14 protein-coding genes are annotated in these 18,136 nt (G+C 73.4%); 6 read left to right on the top strand and 8 right to left on the bottom strand.

The window, feature by feature from the left end:
* Position 1 precedes the first annotated feature (1 nt).
* Positions 2–1,057, bottom strand: coding sequence for a ferredoxin reductase (locus tag ACWGE1_RS02235; RefSeq protein WP_453418658.1), 1,056 nt, complete (start codon positions 1,055–1,057; stop codon positions 2–4).
* Positions 1,058–1,143: 86 nt separating this feature from the next.
* Here ACWGE1_RS02235 and ACWGE1_RS02230 point away from each other — a divergent pair, with 86 nt between their 5' ends.
* Positions 1,144–2,283, top strand: a complete 1,140-nt coding sequence (locus ACWGE1_RS02230; RefSeq protein ID WP_453418657.1) for a helix-turn-helix domain-containing protein — start codon at positions 1,144–1,146, stop codon at positions 2,281–2,283.
* Positions 2,284–2,412: 129 nt separating this feature from the next.
* Here the strand turns inward: ACWGE1_RS02230 and exaC are convergent, their stop codons facing one another.
* From exaC to ACWGE1_RS02210, 4 genes are all read right to left on the bottom strand, one after another.
* A complete protein-coding gene (gene exaC, locus ACWGE1_RS02225; RefSeq protein WP_453418656.1) occupies positions 2,413–3,936 on the bottom strand; it encodes an acetaldehyde dehydrogenase ExaC in 1,524 nt (507 codons plus the stop codon).
* Positions 3,937–3,990: 54 nt separating this feature from the next.
* Positions 3,991–5,295, bottom strand: coding sequence for a GAF domain-containing protein (locus tag ACWGE1_RS02220; RefSeq protein WP_453418655.1), 1,305 nt, complete (start codon positions 5,293–5,295; stop codon positions 3,991–3,993).
* A gap of 119 nt (positions 5,296–5,414) precedes the next feature.
* Positions 5,415–6,680 (bottom strand): SWIM zinc finger family protein, encoded by a 1,266-nt coding sequence (locus ACWGE1_RS02215; protein ID WP_453418654.1) that lies wholly within the window; start codon positions 6,678–6,680, stop codon positions 5,415–5,417.
* The gene (locus tag ACWGE1_RS02210; RefSeq protein WP_453418653.1) at positions 6,677–9,727 is read right to left on the bottom strand and encodes a DEAD/DEAH box helicase; all 3,051 of its coding nucleotides are present in this window, start codon (positions 9,725–9,727) and stop codon (positions 6,677–6,679) included. The genes ACWGE1_RS02215 and ACWGE1_RS02210 overlap by 4 nt, the downstream gene beginning before the upstream one ends.
* A gap of 180 nt (positions 9,728–9,907) precedes the next feature.
* Between ACWGE1_RS02210 and ACWGE1_RS02205 the strand changes: the two genes are divergently transcribed.
* On the top strand, positions 9,908–10,090 hold the full coding sequence (locus ACWGE1_RS02205) for a hypothetical protein (protein WP_453418652.1): 183 nt from the start codon (positions 9,908–9,910) through the stop codon (positions 10,088–10,090).
* 139 nt (positions 10,091–10,229) lie between these two features.
* Here ACWGE1_RS02205 and ACWGE1_RS02200 read toward each other — a convergent pair whose 3' ends face one another.
* Together ACWGE1_RS02200 and ACWGE1_RS02195 are read right to left on the bottom strand one after the other, a co-directional pair.
* A complete protein-coding gene (locus ACWGE1_RS02200) occupies positions 10,230–11,228 on the bottom strand; it encodes a polyprenyl synthetase family protein (RefSeq protein ID WP_453418651.1) in 999 nt (332 codons plus the stop codon).
* Positions 11,229–11,475: 247 nt separating this feature from the next.
* On the bottom strand, positions 11,476–12,255 hold the full coding sequence (locus tag ACWGE1_RS02195; protein WP_453418650.1) for a hypothetical protein: 780 nt from the start codon (positions 12,253–12,255) through the stop codon (positions 11,476–11,478).
* 135 nt (positions 12,256–12,390) lie between these two features.
* On the opposite strand from ACWGE1_RS02195, the gene ACWGE1_RS02190 reads away from it, so the two are divergent.
* Positions 12,391–13,305, top strand: coding sequence for an oxygenase MpaB family protein (locus tag ACWGE1_RS02190; RefSeq protein ID WP_453418649.1), 915 nt, complete (start codon positions 12,391–12,393; stop codon positions 13,303–13,305).
* Between the two features lie 51 nt (positions 13,306–13,356).
* On the opposite strand, the gene ACWGE1_RS02185 is transcribed toward ACWGE1_RS02190, so the two are convergent.
* Positions 13,357–13,956 carry a class I SAM-dependent methyltransferase gene (locus ACWGE1_RS02185; protein ID WP_453418648.1) on the bottom strand — a complete coding sequence of 200 codons (600 nt, stop codon included), beginning with the start codon at positions 13,954–13,956 and terminating at the stop codon, positions 13,357–13,359.
* 177 nt (positions 13,957–14,133) lie between these two features.
* Here ACWGE1_RS02185 and ACWGE1_RS02180 point away from each other — a divergent pair, with 177 nt between their 5' ends.
* The 3 genes from ACWGE1_RS02180 (at position 14,134) to ACWGE1_RS02170 (ending at position 18,129) form a co-directional block, all read left to right on the top strand.
* Complete coding sequence (locus ACWGE1_RS02180; protein ID WP_453418674.1) at positions 14,134–14,913, top strand: MHYT domain-containing protein; 780 nt, start codon at positions 14,134–14,136, stop codon at positions 14,911–14,913.
* A 124-nt stretch (positions 14,914–15,037) separates the two neighbouring features.
* Positions 15,038–17,686: a sensor histidine kinase gene (locus tag ACWGE1_RS02175; protein WP_453418647.1), complete on the top strand. Its 2,649-nt coding sequence runs from the start codon at positions 15,038–15,040 to the stop codon at positions 17,684–17,686.
* A complete protein-coding gene (locus ACWGE1_RS02170; RefSeq protein ID WP_453418646.1) occupies positions 17,686–18,129 on the top strand; it encodes a roadblock/LC7 domain-containing protein in 444 nt (147 codons plus the stop codon). Before ACWGE1_RS02175 ends, ACWGE1_RS02170 begins: the two co-directional genes overlap by 1 nt.
* Positions 18,130–18,136 lie beyond the last annotated feature (7 nt).

The following is an 18,136-nucleotide window of genomic DNA, read 5'->3' as shown; positions in this document are numbered from 1 at the left end:
CCTACCGTTCGATGTCGCAGGGGCCCGCCGCGGCGGACACACAGGTCTGGATGAGGACGCCCGGCTCGGCCTCGGTGATCTCGCCGGTGCGCAGGTCGCGAACGGCGCCCGCCTTGAGCGGCGTGACGCAGCCGAAGCAGATGCCCATGCGGCAGCCGGACGGCATGAGCACGCCGGCCTCCTCGCCGATGTCCAACAACGGCGTGGCGCCGTCCGCGTCGACGGTCCTGCCGGTGGCGCTGAACGTGACCTCGCCGCCGTCACCGGCGACGACGATGCCGGCGCGGAAGCGTTCGGTGTGCAGCCGCTCTTCGACGCCGTGTTCGCTCCAGAACTCGTCGGCGGCGTCGAGCAGGCCCGCGGGCCCGCAGGCCCAGGTCTCGCGCTCGGCCCAGTCGGGTACCAGTTCGTCGAGACGGGCGATGTCGAGCACGCCGTCCGTGTCGGTGTGCACCTCGGTGAGCCGCAGCTTCTTGTCCGCGACCAGGTCGTGCAGTTCGTTGCGGAAGATCACGTCTTGCGGCTGTGGCGCGCAATGGACCATGACGACGTCGTCGAACTCGATGTCGCGCAGCATGCCCATCACGGGCGTGATGCCGCTGCCGGCCGTCAGGTAGAGCACCTTGGCGGGCTTGGCCTGCGGCAGTACGAAGTCACCGGTCGGCTGGTCGAGCTGGACCAGCGTGCCGGGCTTCGCCCTGCGGACCAGGTGGTTGCTGACCTTGCCGTCCGGGATCGCCTTCACGGTGATCGTGACGCGGCCGTCCTGGCGGTTCGTCGGCGAGGTGATGGAGTAGGCGCGCCACAGGCGCCTCCCGTCGACGTCGACCCCGATCCGCACGTACTGACCGGCCCTGTGACCGCGCCAGCCCCTTCCCGGCCTGATCACGATGGTCGCGGCGTCAGCCGTCTCGGGGTGCACGGCCTCGATGCGCCCACGCAGGTCAGCGCCCGCACGCAGCGGGCTGACCAGGTCGAGGTAGTCCGACGGCAGCAGCGGCGTCGTGATCATCTCCAGCAGTTTCCACGCCCCACTGCGGAGGGTTGTACTCGTCATGACCCCAGCTTGATGCGCCTCAGGGCGTAAAGTCCTGACCGCAAGACGTAAATTTGGTCAGCTGGATTGTTCGCAGGGAATAAAAAATGAGCCATCCAATCCGGAGGGTCACCGAACTGGTCCTGGAGCAGGCGACGGTCACCGCCATCCGGGCCGGGCTGAGGACCACCGCCGACGAGGTCGTCCAGGCGATCATCGACGAGGTCCCTCCCTACGCCAACGCCCTTTCGGGCCGCATGGGCGTCACCATCCGCCGAGCGGTCCGCACCGCCCTGGGGCACTACCTGGACCTCGCGAGCGGGACCGCCACAGGCGGCGACGCCGGTGACGCGGCCTACGAGCTGGGCCGCGGCGAGGTGCGCGACGGGCGCTCGATGGACGCCCTGCTCAGCGCCTACCGCGTCGGCGCCCGCGTGGCCTGGCGATGCCTGGCGGCGGGTGCCGTACCCGCAGGTCTGCCCGCCGCCGAGGTCGCCAAGTTCGCCGAGCTGACCTTCGCCTACATCGACGAGCTCTCCGCCGCGAGCGCCGCGGGCCACGCCGACGAACTGGCTGCCCGGGGCCGGGACCATGAGCGCCACCTGGAACACCTGGCCCGCGACCTCCTCGCCGGCGCGAGCCCGGACGTGCTGCTGGCCTCTGTTCAACGGGCCGGGTGGCAGCCTCCGGTTTCGCTGACCGCCGTCCTGCTGCCCGCCGCCCAGGCCCGGCCTGCCTACCGCGCGCTCGACCCGAGCACCCTCGTCCTCGACGATCTGCCGGACGCCTTCGGCGTGCTGCTCGTCCCCGATGCCGACCGGTCGCATCTCTTGCGGCAGCTGACCGACCGCACCGCCGTGGTCGGCCCGGCCCGGCCATGGACCCGTGCGTCCGCCTCGTACGCACGAGCCGCACGCGCGCGTTCCCTCTCCTCCGATATCCGCGACACCGAGGACCACCTGCCCGAGCTGGTGCTGAGCGCCGACGCGGACGCGTTCGCGGACCTGCGGGCCCGAGCCCTCGCACCGTTGCGGACCTTGCCTGTCGCGACCGCACGGCGGCTGGAGGAGACGTTGCGGGCTTGGCTGCTTCACCACGGCAGGCGGGACGAGGTTGCGGCGGCGTTGTTCGTCCATCCTCAGACCGTCCGGTACCGGATGTCGCAGCTGCGGCAGCTGTTTCCGGATCTCGCATCGCCACACCGGGTCCTCGAGCTGACGCTGGCGGTCGGTCTTCGGGTCGGCTGACGCGTACCTCGACCGTGGGAGAGGGGCTGGGTAACCGGGAGGAACAGAAGAGTTGACGCCCGTGTCGAGCGGGTCGAGCCGACGGCGCCTGGCGGGCGAAAGCCCAGGTCAGGCGCCGTCTTTCAGGCTCTAGAAGAAGCCGAGCCTCTTGGGGGAGTAGGAGACCAGGAGGTTTTTCGTCTGCTGGTAGTGCTCCAGCATCATCTTGTGGGTCTCGCGGCCGATGCCCGACTGCTTGTATCCGCCGAAAGCGGCATGCGCCGGATACGCGTGGTAGCAGTTCGTCCACACCCGGCCCGCCTGGATCGCACGCCCCGCCCGGTAGGCCGTGTTGATGTCCCGGGTCCAGACCCCCGCGCCCAGGCCGTACGCCGTGTCGTTCGCGATGCGTACGGCGTCGTCGAAGTCCTGGAAGGAGGTCACGGACACCACCGGCCCGAATATCTCCTCCTGGAAGATCCGCATGCGGTTGTCGCCCTCGAAGACGGTCGGCGCGACGTAGAAGCCGCCCGCGAGGTCGCCCTCCAGCTCCTGCCGCTCGCCGCCCGTGAGGACCTTCGCACCCTCCCGCCGGCCGATCTCCACGTACGCCAGGACCTTCTTCAGCTGCTCCTCGGAGGCCTGCGCCCCGATCATCGTGTCCGTGTCCAACGGGTGCCCCGGCACGATCAGTTCCGTGCGGGCCACCGCCGCCTCCAGGAACTCCCCGTACCGGCCGTGCTCGATCAGGGCGCGCGACGGGCTCGTGCACACCTCGCCCTGGTTGAGGGCGAACATGGTGAAGCCCTCCAGGGCCTTGTCGCGCAGGTCGTCGTCCGTCGACCAGATGTCGTCGAAGAAGAGGTTCGGGCTCTTCCCGCCGAGTTCCAGGGTGACCGGCTTCAGGTGCTCGGCCGCGTACTGCATGATCAGCCGCCCGGTGGCGGTCTCCCCGGTGAAGGCGATCTTCGCCACCCGCGGGCTGGACGCGAGCGGCTTGCCCGCCTCCTCCCCGAAGCCGTTGACGATGTTGACCACGCCCGGGGGCAGCAGGTCCGCCACCAGGCTCAGCCAGTAGTGCACCGACGCCGGGGTCTGCTCGGCGGGCTTCAGCACCACCGTGTTCCCGGCCGCCAGCGCGGGAGCCAGCTTCCACACCGCCATCAGGATCGGGAAGTTCCACGGGATGATCTGCCCGACCACGCCCAGCGGTTCGTGGAAGTGGTAGGCGACGGTGTCGTCGTCGAGCTGGCTGAGTGCGCCCTCCTGCGCGCGCAGGGCGCCCGCGAAGTACCGGAACTGGTCGATCGCCAGGGGCAGGTCCGCCGCCAGGGTCTCCCGTACCGGCTTGCCGTTCTCCCAGGTCTCCGCGACCGCGAGGGCCTCCAGGTTCTGCTCCATCCGGTCCGCGATGCGCAGCAGGACCGACGACCGCTCGGTGACCGAGGTGCGCGCCCATGCGGGCGCCGCCGCGTGGGCCGCGTCCAGCGCCCGCTCCACGTCCTCGGCGGTGCCCCGCGCGACCTCCGTGAAGACCCGGCCGTTGACGGGGGAGGGGTTCTCGAAGTACCGGCCGCGGGCGGGCGGGACGTACTCGCCGCCGATGAAGTGGTCGTAGCGGGACGCGTACGACATGAGCGCCCCCTCGGTACCGGGCGCAGCGTATCGGGCCATGATGTCCTCCCCTTGCCGGGCGCCGGCCGCCGTCGGACAGCGCTCGGACGGAGGCTAGGAGCGAGCAGGTTGCGGATACGTTGCACGCCTCCCGCGAGGGTCCGGGTGCGCGCCGAGCTCACGGTCCAGGGCGTGTACGCGGGCCAGTGCGGCCGGCCGGCGCTCCGGCGGCAGCGCCGCCGCCAGTGCCCGCCACGCCTGCGGGTCGTCGGCGCCCCACGGGCTGCACACCCAGTCGGTGAGCAGCCCGGCGTCGGCGCGCGCGATCACCGCGGCCCGCGCCTGGTCCTCGATCCGGCGGCGCAGCCGGACGATGCCGGGCGCGGTGGAGGCCGGCAGCAGGGGCCCCGGGTAGTGGTGCAGGGCCGCGGACACGGCCCCGCCGGCCAACTGCCGGGTCAGGGCGGTGAAGTCCGCGTCCAGCGGAGCGGCCGTACGGTACGGGCGCGACAGCGGCGCCGACGGCCCCAGCAGAGCGCGCAGCCGGGAGATCTCGGCGCGCAACGTGACCGGTGACACCGACTCGTCCTCGTACAGGGCGATCGCCAGCTCCTGGCCCGACAGGCCCTCGGGGCGGTGCGCGAGCAGCGCCATGATCTCGCTGTGCCGACGTCCCAGCCGGACCTTGCGGCCGGCGGTGACGAGCAGGGCCTCGTCCCGGCCGAGAGCGGCAAGGGTGTCCCCGGCGGCCGGCGGGACCGGTTCGAGCAGGGTCAACCGGTCCTCCGCCGCCCGGGCCACGGCCTGCACGAAGGCAAGGGAGTGCGGATGGGCGAGGCCGTCGCCGCCGGTGATGTCCACCGCGCCCAGCAGCCTGCCCGTCCGTGGATCCCGCACCGGAGCCGCAGCGCAGGTCCACGGGTGCACCCGGCGGCTGAAGTGCTCGGCCCCGAAGACCTGCACGGGCTCTCCCGTCGCGACCGCCGTCCCGGGGGCGTTGGTCCCCATCGCCGCCTCCGCCCAGCGCGAACCCGGGACGAAGCCGAGGCCCTCGGCCCGGCGCAGGGTGCCCGGTTCGCCCTCCACCCACAGCAGGCTGCCCCGAGCGTCGCACACCGCCAGCAGATGCGCCCCGTGGGCGGCGAACGCCCCGACGAGATCCCGGAACAGCGGCATCACCCGGGCCAGCGGGTGCTCCTCGCGGTACGACCGCAGCTCGGCCTCCGTGAGTTCCACCCGGGGTGCGCACTCCGGGCTCAGCCGGGCTCGCGCGCACCGCCGCCAGGACCGCGCGATGACCGCCCGGACCGGGTCCTCGACCCGCCCGTCCCGGGTGAAAGCGGCATGGGCACGCCGCAGTTCGCGCGTGCGCGCGGCCGGATCGGCACCGCCCGGCAGCGCCACCGACGGATCGCCCATCACACCCTCCCGTGGTACCGCGGTACGGAGCGCCCCCATCGTCGTCCCGCCGTCGGGTCCGGGCAAGCGGTACGTCGGCCAGGGCGCCCGCGGTACATCGGCCCCCGCGGGCCGAAACCTCACCGGGCGGGATCGGCCTCCAGCGCCGAGCCCGGGTCCGGGGCCGAGGGGCCCGACGGGATCCACCGCCCCGCCTCGCGGCGGTACGGCCACCAGCGCCCCTCCCGGCCCAGCCGGAGCTGGCGGTCGGTGCCCGCCTGCGTCCAGCGGGCGCGGACCCGGCGGAGCACCGGCGGCTCCTCGTCCGCCCAGGCCGCGGCCAGGGCCGCGCGGGCGCGGGCCAGCGTGGTCCGGTCGGGCGTCCAGTCGTCCTCCAGCGCCGCGAGGCCCGGGGCCGCGCCGAAGCCCCAGGCGCGTACGGCCAGTTCCATGTCGGCCCGGCTGCGCCCGGTAGCCGCCGCCAGGCGGGACCCGACCCGGAAGTCACCGGCCTCGGCGGTGAGTCGTACAGCGTCTTCGGCGACCGTGAGCGGGGCCGTCGGGGCGCGACCGGCGTGGCCCGGAGCCAGTGCCTCCGCAAGTCGCCGGCAGGCCTCGGCCGCGGCCGCCTGCGCCAGGAACTCCACCGCGTCCACGTCGAGGTGCGGCTCCGGGTCGGCCTCGGTGTCCAGCGTCGGCGGCTGGCCCGGAGCGTCCGGCAGTCCCGGTGGCGGGGGCAGCGGCGGCCGGACGGATCCCGCCGCGAAGACCTCCGCAGCCAAGACCCCCTCGTCGGAGGGCGCCCGCGGCGCCTCCGCCTCGGCCTCCGCCGTGCTCCGCTCCTCCAGTTCGTCCACCAGCTCCCGCTCGCCCCGGCCCCGCAGCAGGAGCAGCACGAAGGGATCCTGATCCAGCAGCCGGGCCACCTGGTAGCAGAGCGCGGCCGTGTGCGCGCAGTGGTCCCACTCGCCGCAGTCGCAGCGCGGATCGAGGTCCCCTATGCCGGGCAGCAGTTCCACCCCGGCGGCCTGCGCGTCCTCGGCCAGCTCCGGCGGGACCTCACGGTCCAGCAGCGCCGCGATGTGCCCCGCCTCGGCGGCGGCCAGACCCAGCAGACGGTCCCATTGCGCCTCCGTGAACTCCTGCACCAGCACGTCCGTCCGGTGCGCCGTCCCGTCCGGGTCGCGCACCACCGCGGTGAGCCCGCCGGGACGCACCGAGACCGCGCCGACCGCGCCCGAGCGGGCGTACCGGCGGCCCTGTTTGACCTGCGTCCCGTCGAGCGCGCTGTCCTCCAGGGCGCGCAGCCAGGAATGACCCCACCAGGTGCGGGCGAAGCCGCGGCCGGGGGTGGGCGGCAGGGCCGGGAAGGTCTTCTCGTACGGGTCTCGGTCCCGGGTGTTCATCGCTCACTCCCCGCGCGCGTGGGGCGCAGCGCCACGAGTTCGGCCAGTTCGGCATCGGTCAGTTCGGTCAGCGCGCTCTCGCCGCCCGCGAGGACGGCGTCGGCGAGGGCGCGTTTGCGTTCCAGGAGCTGTGCGATCCGGTCCTCGACGGTGCCCTCGGCGATGATCCGGTGCACCTGCACGGGCTGGGTCTGGCCGATGCGGTAGGCGCGGTCGGTGGCCTGTTCCTCGACGGCCGGGTTCCACCAGCGGTCGAAGTGGATGACGTGCCCGGCGCGGGTGAGGTTCAGCCCGGTGCCGGCCGCCTTCAGGGACAGCAGGAAGACGGGCACCTCACCCGCCTGGAAACGGTCGACGAGCTCCTCGCGGCGCGGCACCGGGGTCCCGCCGTGCAGCAGCTGCGAGGCGATGCCGCGCCCGGCGAGGTGCTTCTCCAGGATCCTGGCCATCGCCACGTACTGGGTGAAGACCAGGGCCGAGCCGCCCTCGGCCAGGATCGTGTCGAGGAGTTCGTCGAGGAGCTCCAGCTTTCCGGAGCGGGCGCCACCGGTCTCCTTGGCACCGGGTTCCCTGGCGCCGGTTTCCTTGGCACCGGGTTCTGCCGGGCCGTGCTCCCGCAGGTAGTGGGCGGGGTGGTTGCAGATCTGTTTGAGGGAGGTCAGCAGCTTGACCACCAGACCGCGCCGCTCCATGCCGTCCGCCTCCGAGATCGCGGCGAGGGTCTCGCGCACGACGGCTTCGTAGAGCGAGGTCTGTTCGCGGCTGAGCGTGACGGTGTGGTCGGTCTCGGTCTTGGGCGGCAGCTCGGGCGCGATGCCGGGGTCGGACTTCTTGCGGCGCAGCAGGAACGGCCGTACGAGCGCCCCCAGCCGGGCGGCGGCCTGGGGGTCGCGGCCGCTCTCGACGGGTTCGGCGTAGCGGGAGCGGAAGGTGCCGAGCCGGCCCAGGATCCCTGGCGTGGTCCAGTCGAGGACGGCCCACAGCTCGGAAAGGTCGTTCTCCACGGGAGTGCCGGTCAGGGCCACGCGGGCGGGGGCCGGGATGGTGCGCAGGGCCCTGGCGGTGGAGGATCGCGGGTTCTTGACGTGCTGGGCCTCGTCGGCCACCACCATGCCCCAGCCGGTGGCGGCGAGTTCGGGCGCATCCAGGCGCATGGTGCCGTAGGTGGTGAGGACGAATCCTCCGGCGAGCCCCGCGAGGCTGCGGCCCGGTCCGTGGAAACGGCGCACGGGGGTGCCGGGGGCGAACTTCTCGATCTCCCGCTGCCAGTTGCCCAGCAGCGAGGCCGGGCACACCACCAGGGTGGGCCCGGCGGTACCGGGGTGCTCGGGCCGGTTGCGATGCAGGTGCAGGGCGATGAGCGTCACGGTCTTGCCCAGGCCCATGTCGTCGGCGAGGCAGGCACCGAGGCCGAGAGAGGTCATCCGGGCCAGCCAGCGCAGGCCGCGCAGCTGGTAGTCGCGCAGGGTGGCCCGCAACTCCGGCGGTGCGCCGAGCGCGTCGGCCTCCTCCGGGTCGGCGGTGAGGCGCGCCCGCAGTCCTTCCAGCGGACCGGTGGCCGCTACGTCGACCCGCTTGCCGTCGATCTCGGCCGAACCGGTGAGTACGGCGGCCAGCGCGTCCACCGACGCGATCTTGCGGTCCTGGCGGGCGCGGGCCCGGCGGGCCTCGGCCGGATCGACCAGGACCCACTGGTCGCGCAGCCGGACCAGGGGGCGCTTCGCCTCGGCGAGGCGGTCGAGTTCGGCGCGGGTGAGATCGCCCTGGTCGCCGACGGCGTGGCGCCAGCTGAAGGAGAGCAGGGCGCCGGGGGAGAGCAGGCCGGACGGGAGGGCGCCTTCGGCCGTGTCGGTGGCGCGGGCGGTGTCGCGGGAGCCGAGGACGGCGCGGGCGCTCAGGTCGCGCAGGAGCCCGCGCGGCCAGTGCACCTGGACCCCGTCGGCGGCCAGGGCGGCGGCGGCTTCGCCGAGCAGCTCAGTGACCTCCTCGTCGGCGAGCTCGACGGAGCCCGGGACGGCCGCGCCCAGCAGCGGGGCGAGCGGGTTCCACAGCCGGGCGGCGCGGCGCAGGGCGCGCAGGGCGTCCATCCGGGCGCCGGGCGGGAAGGCGGCCGCCGCGGCCCCGGATCCGGCCCACACGTCGGCGGCGTCGGCGACGAGGGCGGTGTCGGCCAGACTGTGCATCTGGAGGACGGCGCGGAAGGCGGGAGCGGCTTCGGAGGCCGCGTCGGAGGCCGCGTCGAGGTCCCGCTCCGCGGCCCGGTCGAGGGCGCCGTCGAGCTCGATCCGCAGGGAGATCCGTACTCCGGCGTCATGGCCGGCGGCCACTTCGGCGGCCCAGTCGCGCAGCTCGGGGTGCAGGCGCGGCGGGCGGGCGGCGAAGGCGGGCCCGCCCGCGGCGGCGGGGGCGGCGGGCGAGCGGGGGAGGGTGTCGGCGACGGCGTCGAGGAAGGCCCGCAGCAGCGGCTCCGGCGCGGGCAGCCGGGGCGGCCCGTCGGTGTCCAGCGGTACGCAGTGGGCGGCGGGCGGCATGGCGGCGGCCAGCTCCCGGACCTCGTCGAGGTCGGCCTCCTCCAGCGGCCCGATCCGCCAGGCGTCGTGACCGGCGGGGCTCAGGCCGGGCAGGAGCTGCCCGCGCGCGGCGAAGCGCAGGGCGAGCAGCGCGGCGGCGCCCCAGAACGCCGTGGCGGGGCCGGCATCGGCGGTGCCGGTGTCGGCGTCGGTGGCCTCGGACACGGCGGCCCGGGCGCGGGTGAGCAGGGGCAGGGCCTCGTCCACGGACAGAACGAGCGCGATCACGGTGGACCGGCGCAGGCCGGGGGTGATGACGGTGAGTTCCTCGAAACCGCCGGTGCCGGTGCCGGTGCCCGTGTTCGTGCCGGTGCCGGAGCGGTCGCCGGAGCGGTTGTCGGAGCGGACGTCGGTGTCGATGGCGGCGGAGGGGGTCTTGCCGTCGGCCTGCCACAGGGCGATTCGGCCGTTGCGGGCCGGGTCGGCGGGAAGAAAGACAGCGGAGTGGTGGATGAGGCCGGAGATCTCGGAGAGCACGCATTCCTCAAACTTGACTACCGGGTACGGGGCGGCCGAGAGTACCCCACCGAGGGGCCCGGCGGCGGGGGCCGGGCCGTGACCCGGGTCACTTCGAAGGCCGTTCGGGTGCCGGGGAACGCGCGGTCGCGACGGCACGTTGAGGGGGTAGTGGTCGACGGCAGAAGGAGGTGTCCGCGGATGTCCACGAGCGGAAAGGTCGCGGTTGCCGGAGTCGTGGCAGCCATCGTGTTGTTCTGGACGGTGGGGTTCTGGGCGGGGCTGCTGGTCCTGATCGGCGTGCCGACCGCCGCCTACCTCCTGCTGGATTCCTCCCAGCGGCGTCGCCTGCGGGGGATGTCCAGGAAGCAGATCGGCCGCTGACAGCGGCGCGGGCGCAGGTCCTGTCCGGGCTCCGGCTTCGGTGCGGAGCCCGGCAGGCATGGCCGTGGGGCGGGAGTGCCGGGCGCGCCGGCTCAGCGGGGGTGGCGCGCGGGAGGTGTGGCCCGCCCGGGCGGCCGGGTCAGGCGGCCCCGCTCACGACGGCGGGTGCCAGGTCCGCCTCGAGCAGCATCTGGGACGCGTGGTCCACGAGGTGCCGGAGCACCGGCAAGTAGGTCTCGTCGCCGCCCAGTTCGTCCAGGATGCGGTACCCCTCGGCGCGGAAGGCGTCGATGTCGGCGCGGTACCGGTCGAGGGCGGTGGGTGTCCGCAGCAGGCCCGCCAGTTCCGATCTGGCTTGATGTGAGCGCCCTGCGGCGGCGGACAGGTTCAGGATGTGCTCCCTGGCCACGGGCGAGGCGTCCTCGATGACCGAGGCCAGCAGGTAGGTCACCGTGCCGTTGAGAAGGTCCTCGTCACGGCCGGACAAGATGTCTTCCTGGTCATTGAAAATCTGCCACAGGATACCGAAGACGTAGCCGAATTCCCGCCACAACTCGATCTTCGCGGCCGTTGTTCCCGAGAGTATTGCGGCCATTGCGGTGATCATTCCGAACGGTGCGCCGGACTTGCCGCGATACGTCTCGACCACCGATTTCCGCGAGGCGCTGCACATGTCCCCGCGCATGTCGTCGATCTGGCCGTCGACGCCTATGATCCAGCCGTTCAGGATCTCGGTTATCAGTGCGCTGCGCGCCGACTCCGGGAGATCTTGCTCCAGAAGGATCTGAATGGGCAGTGCGTTTCCCGTGATGACGGACGCGAGCAGTGCTTCGTTCTCGGTGAGCTCACCGGAGATGGAGGCGCCGTTGGCGTCCGCCAGGTCGTCGAGATAGCAGGCCGAGGTCCACCACAGCAGGTGGACGGCGGACAGCGGAATGGCCGGCCTCGGATTCCCGGTCTCTATGGCGTGCGCGAGCAGCGGCAGCACCGAGAGGGGATGTCTCAGTTTGCGGTGGTCCAAGAGCTTGGCCACCGAGTTCCTGGTCGTGCTCGCCAGTGGGCCGATCCGCTCCAGTGCGGTTTCGATCTCCGCGTCGATTTCCTGTGCGACTTCCCGGTGCAGGTCCAGGTAGGACATGGAATTCAAGAATGGCCTCCGTCGTGGAATGAGCCGCGAGGGTGTGGTGCGCACCCTTTGAGCCGCGTGACTGGCCGATTCGATCATTCCGGAGGGAGGGGATCCAGAGCGATTTTCAGTCCCATTGGCCGGTTCCGTTCGACCTGGGGGGCCGGAACGGTCGGCGCCCGGAATGCGGACGCCGCCGTAACCGCTCAGCGCCGGTCGCGGATCGAGGCCGGCGCCCCCTGCGGTCCGCCGCTCGAGCTCACGACGGACGGACCGCGATGCGGTCCAGTTCGGCCAGCAAGTGCGGCAGGTCCGGATCCCCCTCGTGGGGGACGGTGAGCACCTCGCTCGGTGCCTCGTCCAGCAGGACGAAGGCAGCCTCGCCGGTGCGGGCGACCAGCGACCAGCCCGGCCCGTCGACCCGCAGCGTCCGGGCCCCCTCGCCGGCGAACGAGGACCGTACCCGGCCGGGCGGAGGCGGGGTCTTCGTGTACTCCACGGCCTGCTCCAGCGCCCGCACCAGCCCGGGGTGCGCGGCGGCCGCCGCCCCGCCGTCCGCGGCCACGCGCTCGCGCCAGTCCGTCCACTCGCGCGCGATCTGGTCCGCGCCCATCCGCCGCTGCACCGGGCCCCACGCCTCCGCCGAGGGCGGCGCCAGTGGCACCCGCCCCGTACCGTCCGCGCCCTGCTCCGGATCGTGCGGCTCCGGGATTCCCGACGCGGCCACCGACAGCTCCATCGGCCAGCCCGCCAGCGAGACCACGATCGTCCGCTCGTCTGGGGACAGGTCGTACTCCATCCCGCAGTCCCAGGAGGCGATGGCCGTGGCGACGAGCGAGACGTCGTCCACGACGACCGTCCAGCGCGCGCCCTCCTCGTCCTGGCCGAGCACCAGCCCGTACCCGTCCCCGCCCGGTGCCACCCCCAGCAGGGAGCAGGCCTCGGGGAAGTCGTCACCCAGGATGCCGGGGAACTGTGCCGGGGTCAGCAGCACGGCGGTCAGCACATACAGCGAGCCGCCACCCTCGTCGTCGGACACCTGGCCTCCTGGTAGCTCTCTCGTCGGCGCACCTTAACCAGCGGGTAACCCGCCCGTCGAGAGCTTGCGGGCCTCGATTTCCAAGGCCGCTACCTGCACGTAGAGTTGGGGACCCGCCACAGAAAGGGACACCCGGTGCAGCGTTACGACCGGCTGAGGGAGATCCTCCGTCTCGACCCCGACAAGGATTTCCTGGCCATCTACCGGCTCACCGCCACCTATGAGTTCCCCTGGGACTTCACCCGGGCCCTGGAACTCGCCCTGTTCCGGACATATGCCGTCCCGAGCATCGGTGGCCTGCTGGCCGAGACGGCCGAGTTCACCGACCGGACCCAGAAGCGCTACGACGACACCGCACTGCTCCTGGACGCGGTCGTCGAGCACGGCTTCGACAGCGACACCGCGCGTACCGCGATCCGCCGTGTCAACCAGATGCACCGCAGCTACGACATTTCGAACGAGGACATGCGCTATGTCCTGTGCACCTTCGTGGTGATTCCGGCGCGCTGGCTGGACGCCTACGGCTGGCGTCCGCTGACCCACCACGAACGCCGGGCCTGCGCGAACTACTACGCCACCCTCGGCCGACACCTGGGCATTACCGACATCCCGGGCTCGTACGAGGAGTTCGAAGCCACTCTGGAGGCATACGAGGAGGCCCACTTCGGCTGGGACGAAGGTGCCCGCAGGGTCGCCGACTCCACTCTCGACCTCATGGCCTCCTGGTATCCCGCGCCGGTCGCCCCCGCGGTGCGGCGCGCCAGTCTCGCCCTGCTCGACGAGTCGCTGCTGGACGCCTTCCGGTACGCGTCCCCGCGCCCCCCGGTCCGGCGGCTGGTCCAGGGTGCCCTGTGGCTGCGCGGCCGCGCGGTACGGCTGCTGCCCCCGCGCCGGGCCCCGCACTACGCCCGCCAGAACCCGGAGATCAAGGGCTACCCGGACGGCTATGACGTGGGTGAGCTCGGCACGTTCCCCGTGCCCGGCTCGGGTGGCTGCCCCGTCCCGCATCCCCGCCGGCCCGCCGGGGCCGAGGCCCAGCCTCCGGCCTGATCCCGGGCACCTCCGCGGGCCCCGGGTGCGGGGCCGACGTACGGGCTCGTGTCACGGGTGGCGTACGGCCAGCACCAGGAACCGGTCGTCCTCGTCGGCGTACGAGGTCATGTCCCAGCCCGAACCGGTCAGCAGCGGGCCGAGGTTGTGCTCGGCCCGCAGGTCCTGCGGGGTCAGCTCGCGGCCGTGGCGCGCGGCGAGTGCCGCTCGCCCGATCGGGTGGAAGAGCGCGAGCCGGCCGCCGGGGCGGACCACCCGGGCGAGTTCGCGCAGATTCGCCTCCGGGTCGGGCAGGTGGGCGATGAGTCCGGCGGCGAACACCGCGTCGAGCGATTCGTCGCGCAGCGGCAGCCGGGCCACGTCGGCGAGCAGCAGGGTGCCCTCGGCGTCCCGCCCGGCCTGCCGCGCGGCGGCCAGCATCTGCGGGGTGAGGTCCGCGCCGAGCACCGTCCCGCCGGGTCCGACCGCCGCCCGCAGGGGGGTCATGGCCCGTCCGGTGCCGCAACCCGCGTCGAGCACGCGGTCACCGGGCCGCAGTCCGAATTCGGCCACGGCGGTGGCGAAGGCGGGCCCGTCCCCGGGGAATTTCCGGTCCCAGCCGGCCGCGCGCGCCCCGAAGAACTCCTGCACGTGTGTCTGGTCTTCGCTCATGCGCCCATGATCCCCCACGGGCGCACGCCCGCGTGCCTGCGGACGGTGTACAAGCTGGTACGTGGTGTGATCGGAGATGAACGTAGCTCTGTCATATTCCAGCAGTTCCAGCTGCTTTCGAAATGCGCCCCCTGTTCGCGCCCTCACCCGGACTAGCGTCCCGTGGCCATGGGACACCTGGGACATCTGGACCACGCCGCGTACGGCTGGCTGACACCCGTGCTGTCGTACGTGATGGCATCGATCGGCGCCGCCCTCGGGCTGCGCTGCACCGTCCGCGCGCTCGCCGCGACCGGATCCTCTCGCCGCAACTGGCTCCTCACCGCGGCCTCCGCCATCGGCACCGGCATCTGGACCATGCACTTCGTCGCGATGCTCGGCTTCGAGGTCTCGGGCACCGAGATCCACTACAACGTGCCGCTGACGATCCTCAGCCTGCTCGTCGCCGTGCTCGTCGTCGGCGCCGGCGTCTTCGCCGTCGGCTACGGAAAGGAGCGCGGCCGCTCCCTCGTACTGGGAGGCCTCACCACCGGACTCGGCGTCGCCAGCATGCACTACCTGGGCATGGCGGCCCTGCGGCTGCACGGAGAGGTCTCCTACGATCCGCTCACCGTCGGACTCTCCGTCGCCATCGCCGTGATCGCGGCGACCGCGGCCCTGTGGGCCGCGCTCAACATCAAGTCACCGGTGGCGGTCGCCGTCGCCTCGCTCGTCATGGGCGCCGCCGTCAGCAGCATGCACTACACGGGGATGATGGCCGTCGCCGTCAGCGTCAGCCCCTCGGACACGGCCCTGCCCGGCGCCACCGCCATGCAGTTCATCTTCCCGCTCGCCGTCGGACTGGGCTCCTACCTGTTCATCACCGCCGCCTTCGTCGCCCTCTCTCCCACGGTGGACGAACGGGCCGCCTCCGCCTCCGCCCGGCACCTCGGGGAGAACACCGTGACCGTCCACTGAGCCGGGCGACCCGCGGCGTCGCACCGCCGCGGCTCGCCCGCCCCCACGCCCCCCTCCACAGCCCGCCCCCCACAGCACCGTGTACCGCACCGAACCGTAGGCACCGCCCCGGAACGAGGAGCCCATGCGAACACCCCGCAGAAAACCGGAAGCAGCGGCGCCGCGGCTGCCCGCGCCCCCGGCCCGCGGCCGCCGGGCCCACGCCGGGCCGCCGGCCGAGGAACCGGCCGAGCACCGGACCCACCCGCCCCACCCGGCCGCCGCGCGCGAGGGCGGACGCCGGGTGCGGCTGCGGCTGCGCCCCGCCACCGTCCGAGCGAAGATCGTCTCGCTGCTGATGGTCCCGGTCGTCTCCCTCCTCGCCCTCTGGGCCTTCGCCACCGTCAACACGGCCCAGGACATGGCCCGCCTCAGCCGCGTCCACCAGGTCGACGCCGAGATACGCACCCCCGTCGGCGCCGCCGTCGCCGAGCTCCAGGCCGAACGGCGCGCCGCCGTCCGTCTCCTCGCCGACCCCGCCGCCGACCCCGGCGCCCTCGACCAGCAGGCCCGCCGCACCGACACCGCCGTCCGGCTGCTGCGACTCGGCGACCGCCACACCGTCGCCGACTCCGGTGACTACCGCTCCGACATCGTGGTGCGGCTGGAGGCCTTCGTCGCCGCCGCCGAGGGCCTGGAATCGTCCCGCAAGGACATCACCGCCCGCCGCGCCACCCCCGAGGCGGCCTACGCGATCTACACCCGCGTGGTCGACGCCGCCTTCGCCGTGGGCGGCTCCCTGACCGGCGGGGAGCAGGCAGAACTCGGCCCCGACGCCCGGGTCCTGCTCGAATTCGCCCGTGCCGCGGAACTGCTGTCCCGGGAGGATGCGCTGCTCGGCCTCCCGGGCCCGCGTACAGCCGAAACGCTTCGGCAGCTGACCGGCGCCATCGAGTCCCGGCGCGCGCTCACCGACTCCGCGGCCCGCGACCTCCCCGCCGCCCAGCAGGACGCCTGGCAGGCCGCGGCCAAGAGCGCCGCCTACGCCGACCTCACCGGCGCCGAGGACCGGGCGCTGGCCGCCGGCACCGCCAAGGAGAGCCGCGGGGCTCCCGCCGGATGGGAGGCCGCCCACAACAGCATCGCCTCCTCGATGCAGGAGATCGAGGCGGCCGCGCACGCCGCGGCCGCCGACCGGGGCGATCCGTTCGCCGAGGGGGCCATCAGCCCGGCGGGGGCCGCCGTACTGCTGGGCCTGGCGGCCGTCGCCGCCTCCCTCGTCATCTCGGTCCGGATCGGCCGGGTCCTGGTCGTCGAACTCGTCTCGCTGCGCAACACCGCCCTGGAGATCGCCCACCGCAAACTGCCGCGGGCGATGGAACGGCTGCGGGCCGGCGAGGAGATCGACGTCGCCGCCGAGACCCCGCCCGGGCCGCCGGCCGAGGACGAGATCACGCAGGTCGGCGAGGCACTCGGCACCGTTCACAGGGCCGCGCTCAGCGCCGCCGTCGAGCGGGCGGAACTCGCCAGCGGGGTCTCCGGCGTCTTCGTCAACCTGGCCCGCCGCAGCCAGGTCCTCGTGCACAAGCAGCTCACCCTGCTCGACTCGATGGAGCGGCGGGCCGACGACCCGAACGAGCTCGGCGACCTCTTCCGTCTCGACCACCTGACCACCCGGATGCGCCGGCACGCGGAGAGCCTGATCATCCTGTCGGGTGCCGCCCCGGGGCGGGCCTGGCGGATGCCGGTCCCGCTCACGAACGTCGTGCGGGCCGCCGTCTCCGAGATCGAGGACTACCCGCGGATCGAGGTCCGCCAGCTCGCCGAGGCCGCCGTGGTCGGGGGCGCCGTCGCCGACCTCACCCACCTCCTCGCCGAACTCATCGAGAACGCCGCCCAGTTCTCCCCGCCGCACACCAAGGTCCGGGTCAGCGGCGAACCCGTCGGCACCGGCTACGTCCTGGAGGTCGAGGACCGCGGACTCGGCATGGGCCGCGAACCCCTGGGCGAGGCCAACCGGCGCATCGAGCAGTCGGAGTCCCTCGACCTCTTCGACAGCGACCGGCTCGGGCTCTTCGTGGTCAGCCGGCTCTCGGCCCGCCACGGTGTGAAGGTGCACCTGCGCACCTCGCCCTACGGCGGCACCACCGCGGTGGTGCTCCTGCCGAACTCCATTCTCCAGGGCGCGATCACGGTCGGCGCCCCCGCGCAGGCCCCCGCCCCCGCGCAGGCCCCCGCCCCCGCGCAGGCCCCCGCCTCCGCCACGGCCCCCGAATCCGGCCCGGCGGCCCGTCCGGGACGGTCGGCGCAGGCTCCGGCCCCGTCCGCGGCACCGAAGGCGGCCGGCAGGGCCGCAGCGCCCACCCCCGTGAGCGTGGTGCGCGAGGACCCGCGCGGCGTCCGGGCTCCGGCTCCGGCCCAGGCCAAGGCCCCGTCCCCGTCCCCGTCCCCGGAACGGGAGTCGGAGCCGGTTCCCGGGCGCGAGGAGCAGCCCCCGGCCCCGGTGGCGTCGCTGCGGCCGCGTTCTTCCGGCGGCCCGGTCACCCGTACCCAGGCGGCCGCGCCGCCCCCCGCCTCGGTGACGGAACTGCCGCGCCGGGTCCGCCAGGCCAGCCTCGTCCCGCAGCTCCGGGAGGCCCCCGCCCCCGAGGCCCCGGCCGCTTCCCGCCTCCCCGAGGAGCCGCCGGGCCGCAGCCCCGAGCAGGCCCGGGACCGGATGGCGGCCTACCGGGCCGGCTGGGTCCGCGGCGCCCGGGAGAACTCCCCACACGCAGGCAGCGAAGGAGAAGTGTGATGATCGAACACCAGAGAATCGACCTCGACGGGGTCCGCAGGTCCGGTGAACTGGACTGGCTGCTCGACGACCTGGTGCACCGGGTCCGTGAGGTCCGGCACGCCGTGGTCCTCTCCAACGACGGTCTGGCGGTCGGTGCCTCCAGTGCGCTCAGCCGGGAGGACGCCGAGCACCTGGCGGCCGTGGCCTCCGGATTCCACAGCCTGGCCAAAGGAGCGGGCCGGCACTTCCGCGCCGGGAGCGTGCGCCAGACGATGGTCGAGATGGACGAGGGCTTCCTCGTCGTCGCAGCCGCCGGCGACGGCTCCTGCCTGGCCGTGCTCAGCGCCGCCAACGCCGACATCGGCCTGATCGCCTACGAGATGGCGCGGCTGGTGAAGCGGGTCGGCGAGCACCTCTACACCCCGCCCCGGTTCGCGGCGCGCCCGCCGGCCGCCGGCTGAGGGCGGC

It is taken from the genome of Streptomyces sp. NPDC054932, from assembly GCF_053610205.1.
Note: the sequence above shows the minus strand (reverse complement) of the source record. Positions and strands in the feature narration are given on the sequence as shown.

Excerpts from the sequence above, each read along its gene's own strand:
- ACWGE1_RS02205 (WP_453418652.1), top strand. The coding sequence starts at position 9,908 with ATGTCCACGAGCGGAAAGGTCGCGGTTGCCGGAGTCGTGGCAGCCATC.
- exaC (WP_453418656.1), bottom strand. The coding sequence starts at position 3,936 with ATGGCCCGATACGCTGCGCCCGGTACCGAGGGGGCGCTCATGTCGTAC.
- ACWGE1_RS02215 (WP_453418654.1), bottom strand. The coding sequence starts at position 6,680 with ATGAACACCCGGGACCGAGACCCGTACGAGAAGACCTTCCCGGCCCTG.
- ACWGE1_RS02200 (WP_453418651.1), bottom strand. The coding sequence starts at position 11,228 with ATGTCCTACCTGGACCTGCACCGGGAAGTCGCACAGGAAATCGACGCG.
- ACWGE1_RS02170 (WP_453418646.1), top strand. The coding sequence starts at position 17,686 with ATGATCGAACACCAGAGAATCGACCTCGACGGGGTCCGCAGGTCCGGT.
- ACWGE1_RS02235 (WP_453418658.1), bottom strand. The coding sequence starts at position 1,057 with ATGACGAGTACAACCCTCCGCAGTGGGGCGTGGAAACTGCTGGAGATG.
- ACWGE1_RS02185 (WP_453418648.1), bottom strand. The coding sequence starts at position 13,956 with ATGAGCGAAGACCAGACACACGTGCAGGAGTTCTTCGGGGCGCGCGCG.
- ACWGE1_RS02175 (WP_453418647.1), top strand. The coding sequence starts at position 15,038 with ATGCGAACACCCCGCAGAAAACCGGAAGCAGCGGCGCCGCGGCTGCCC.
- ACWGE1_RS02230 (WP_453418657.1), top strand. The coding sequence starts at position 1,144 with ATGAGCCATCCAATCCGGAGGGTCACCGAACTGGTCCTGGAGCAGGCG.
- ACWGE1_RS02220 (WP_453418655.1), bottom strand. The coding sequence starts at position 5,295 with ATGGGCGATCCGTCGGTGGCGCTGCCGGGCGGTGCCGATCCGGCCGCG.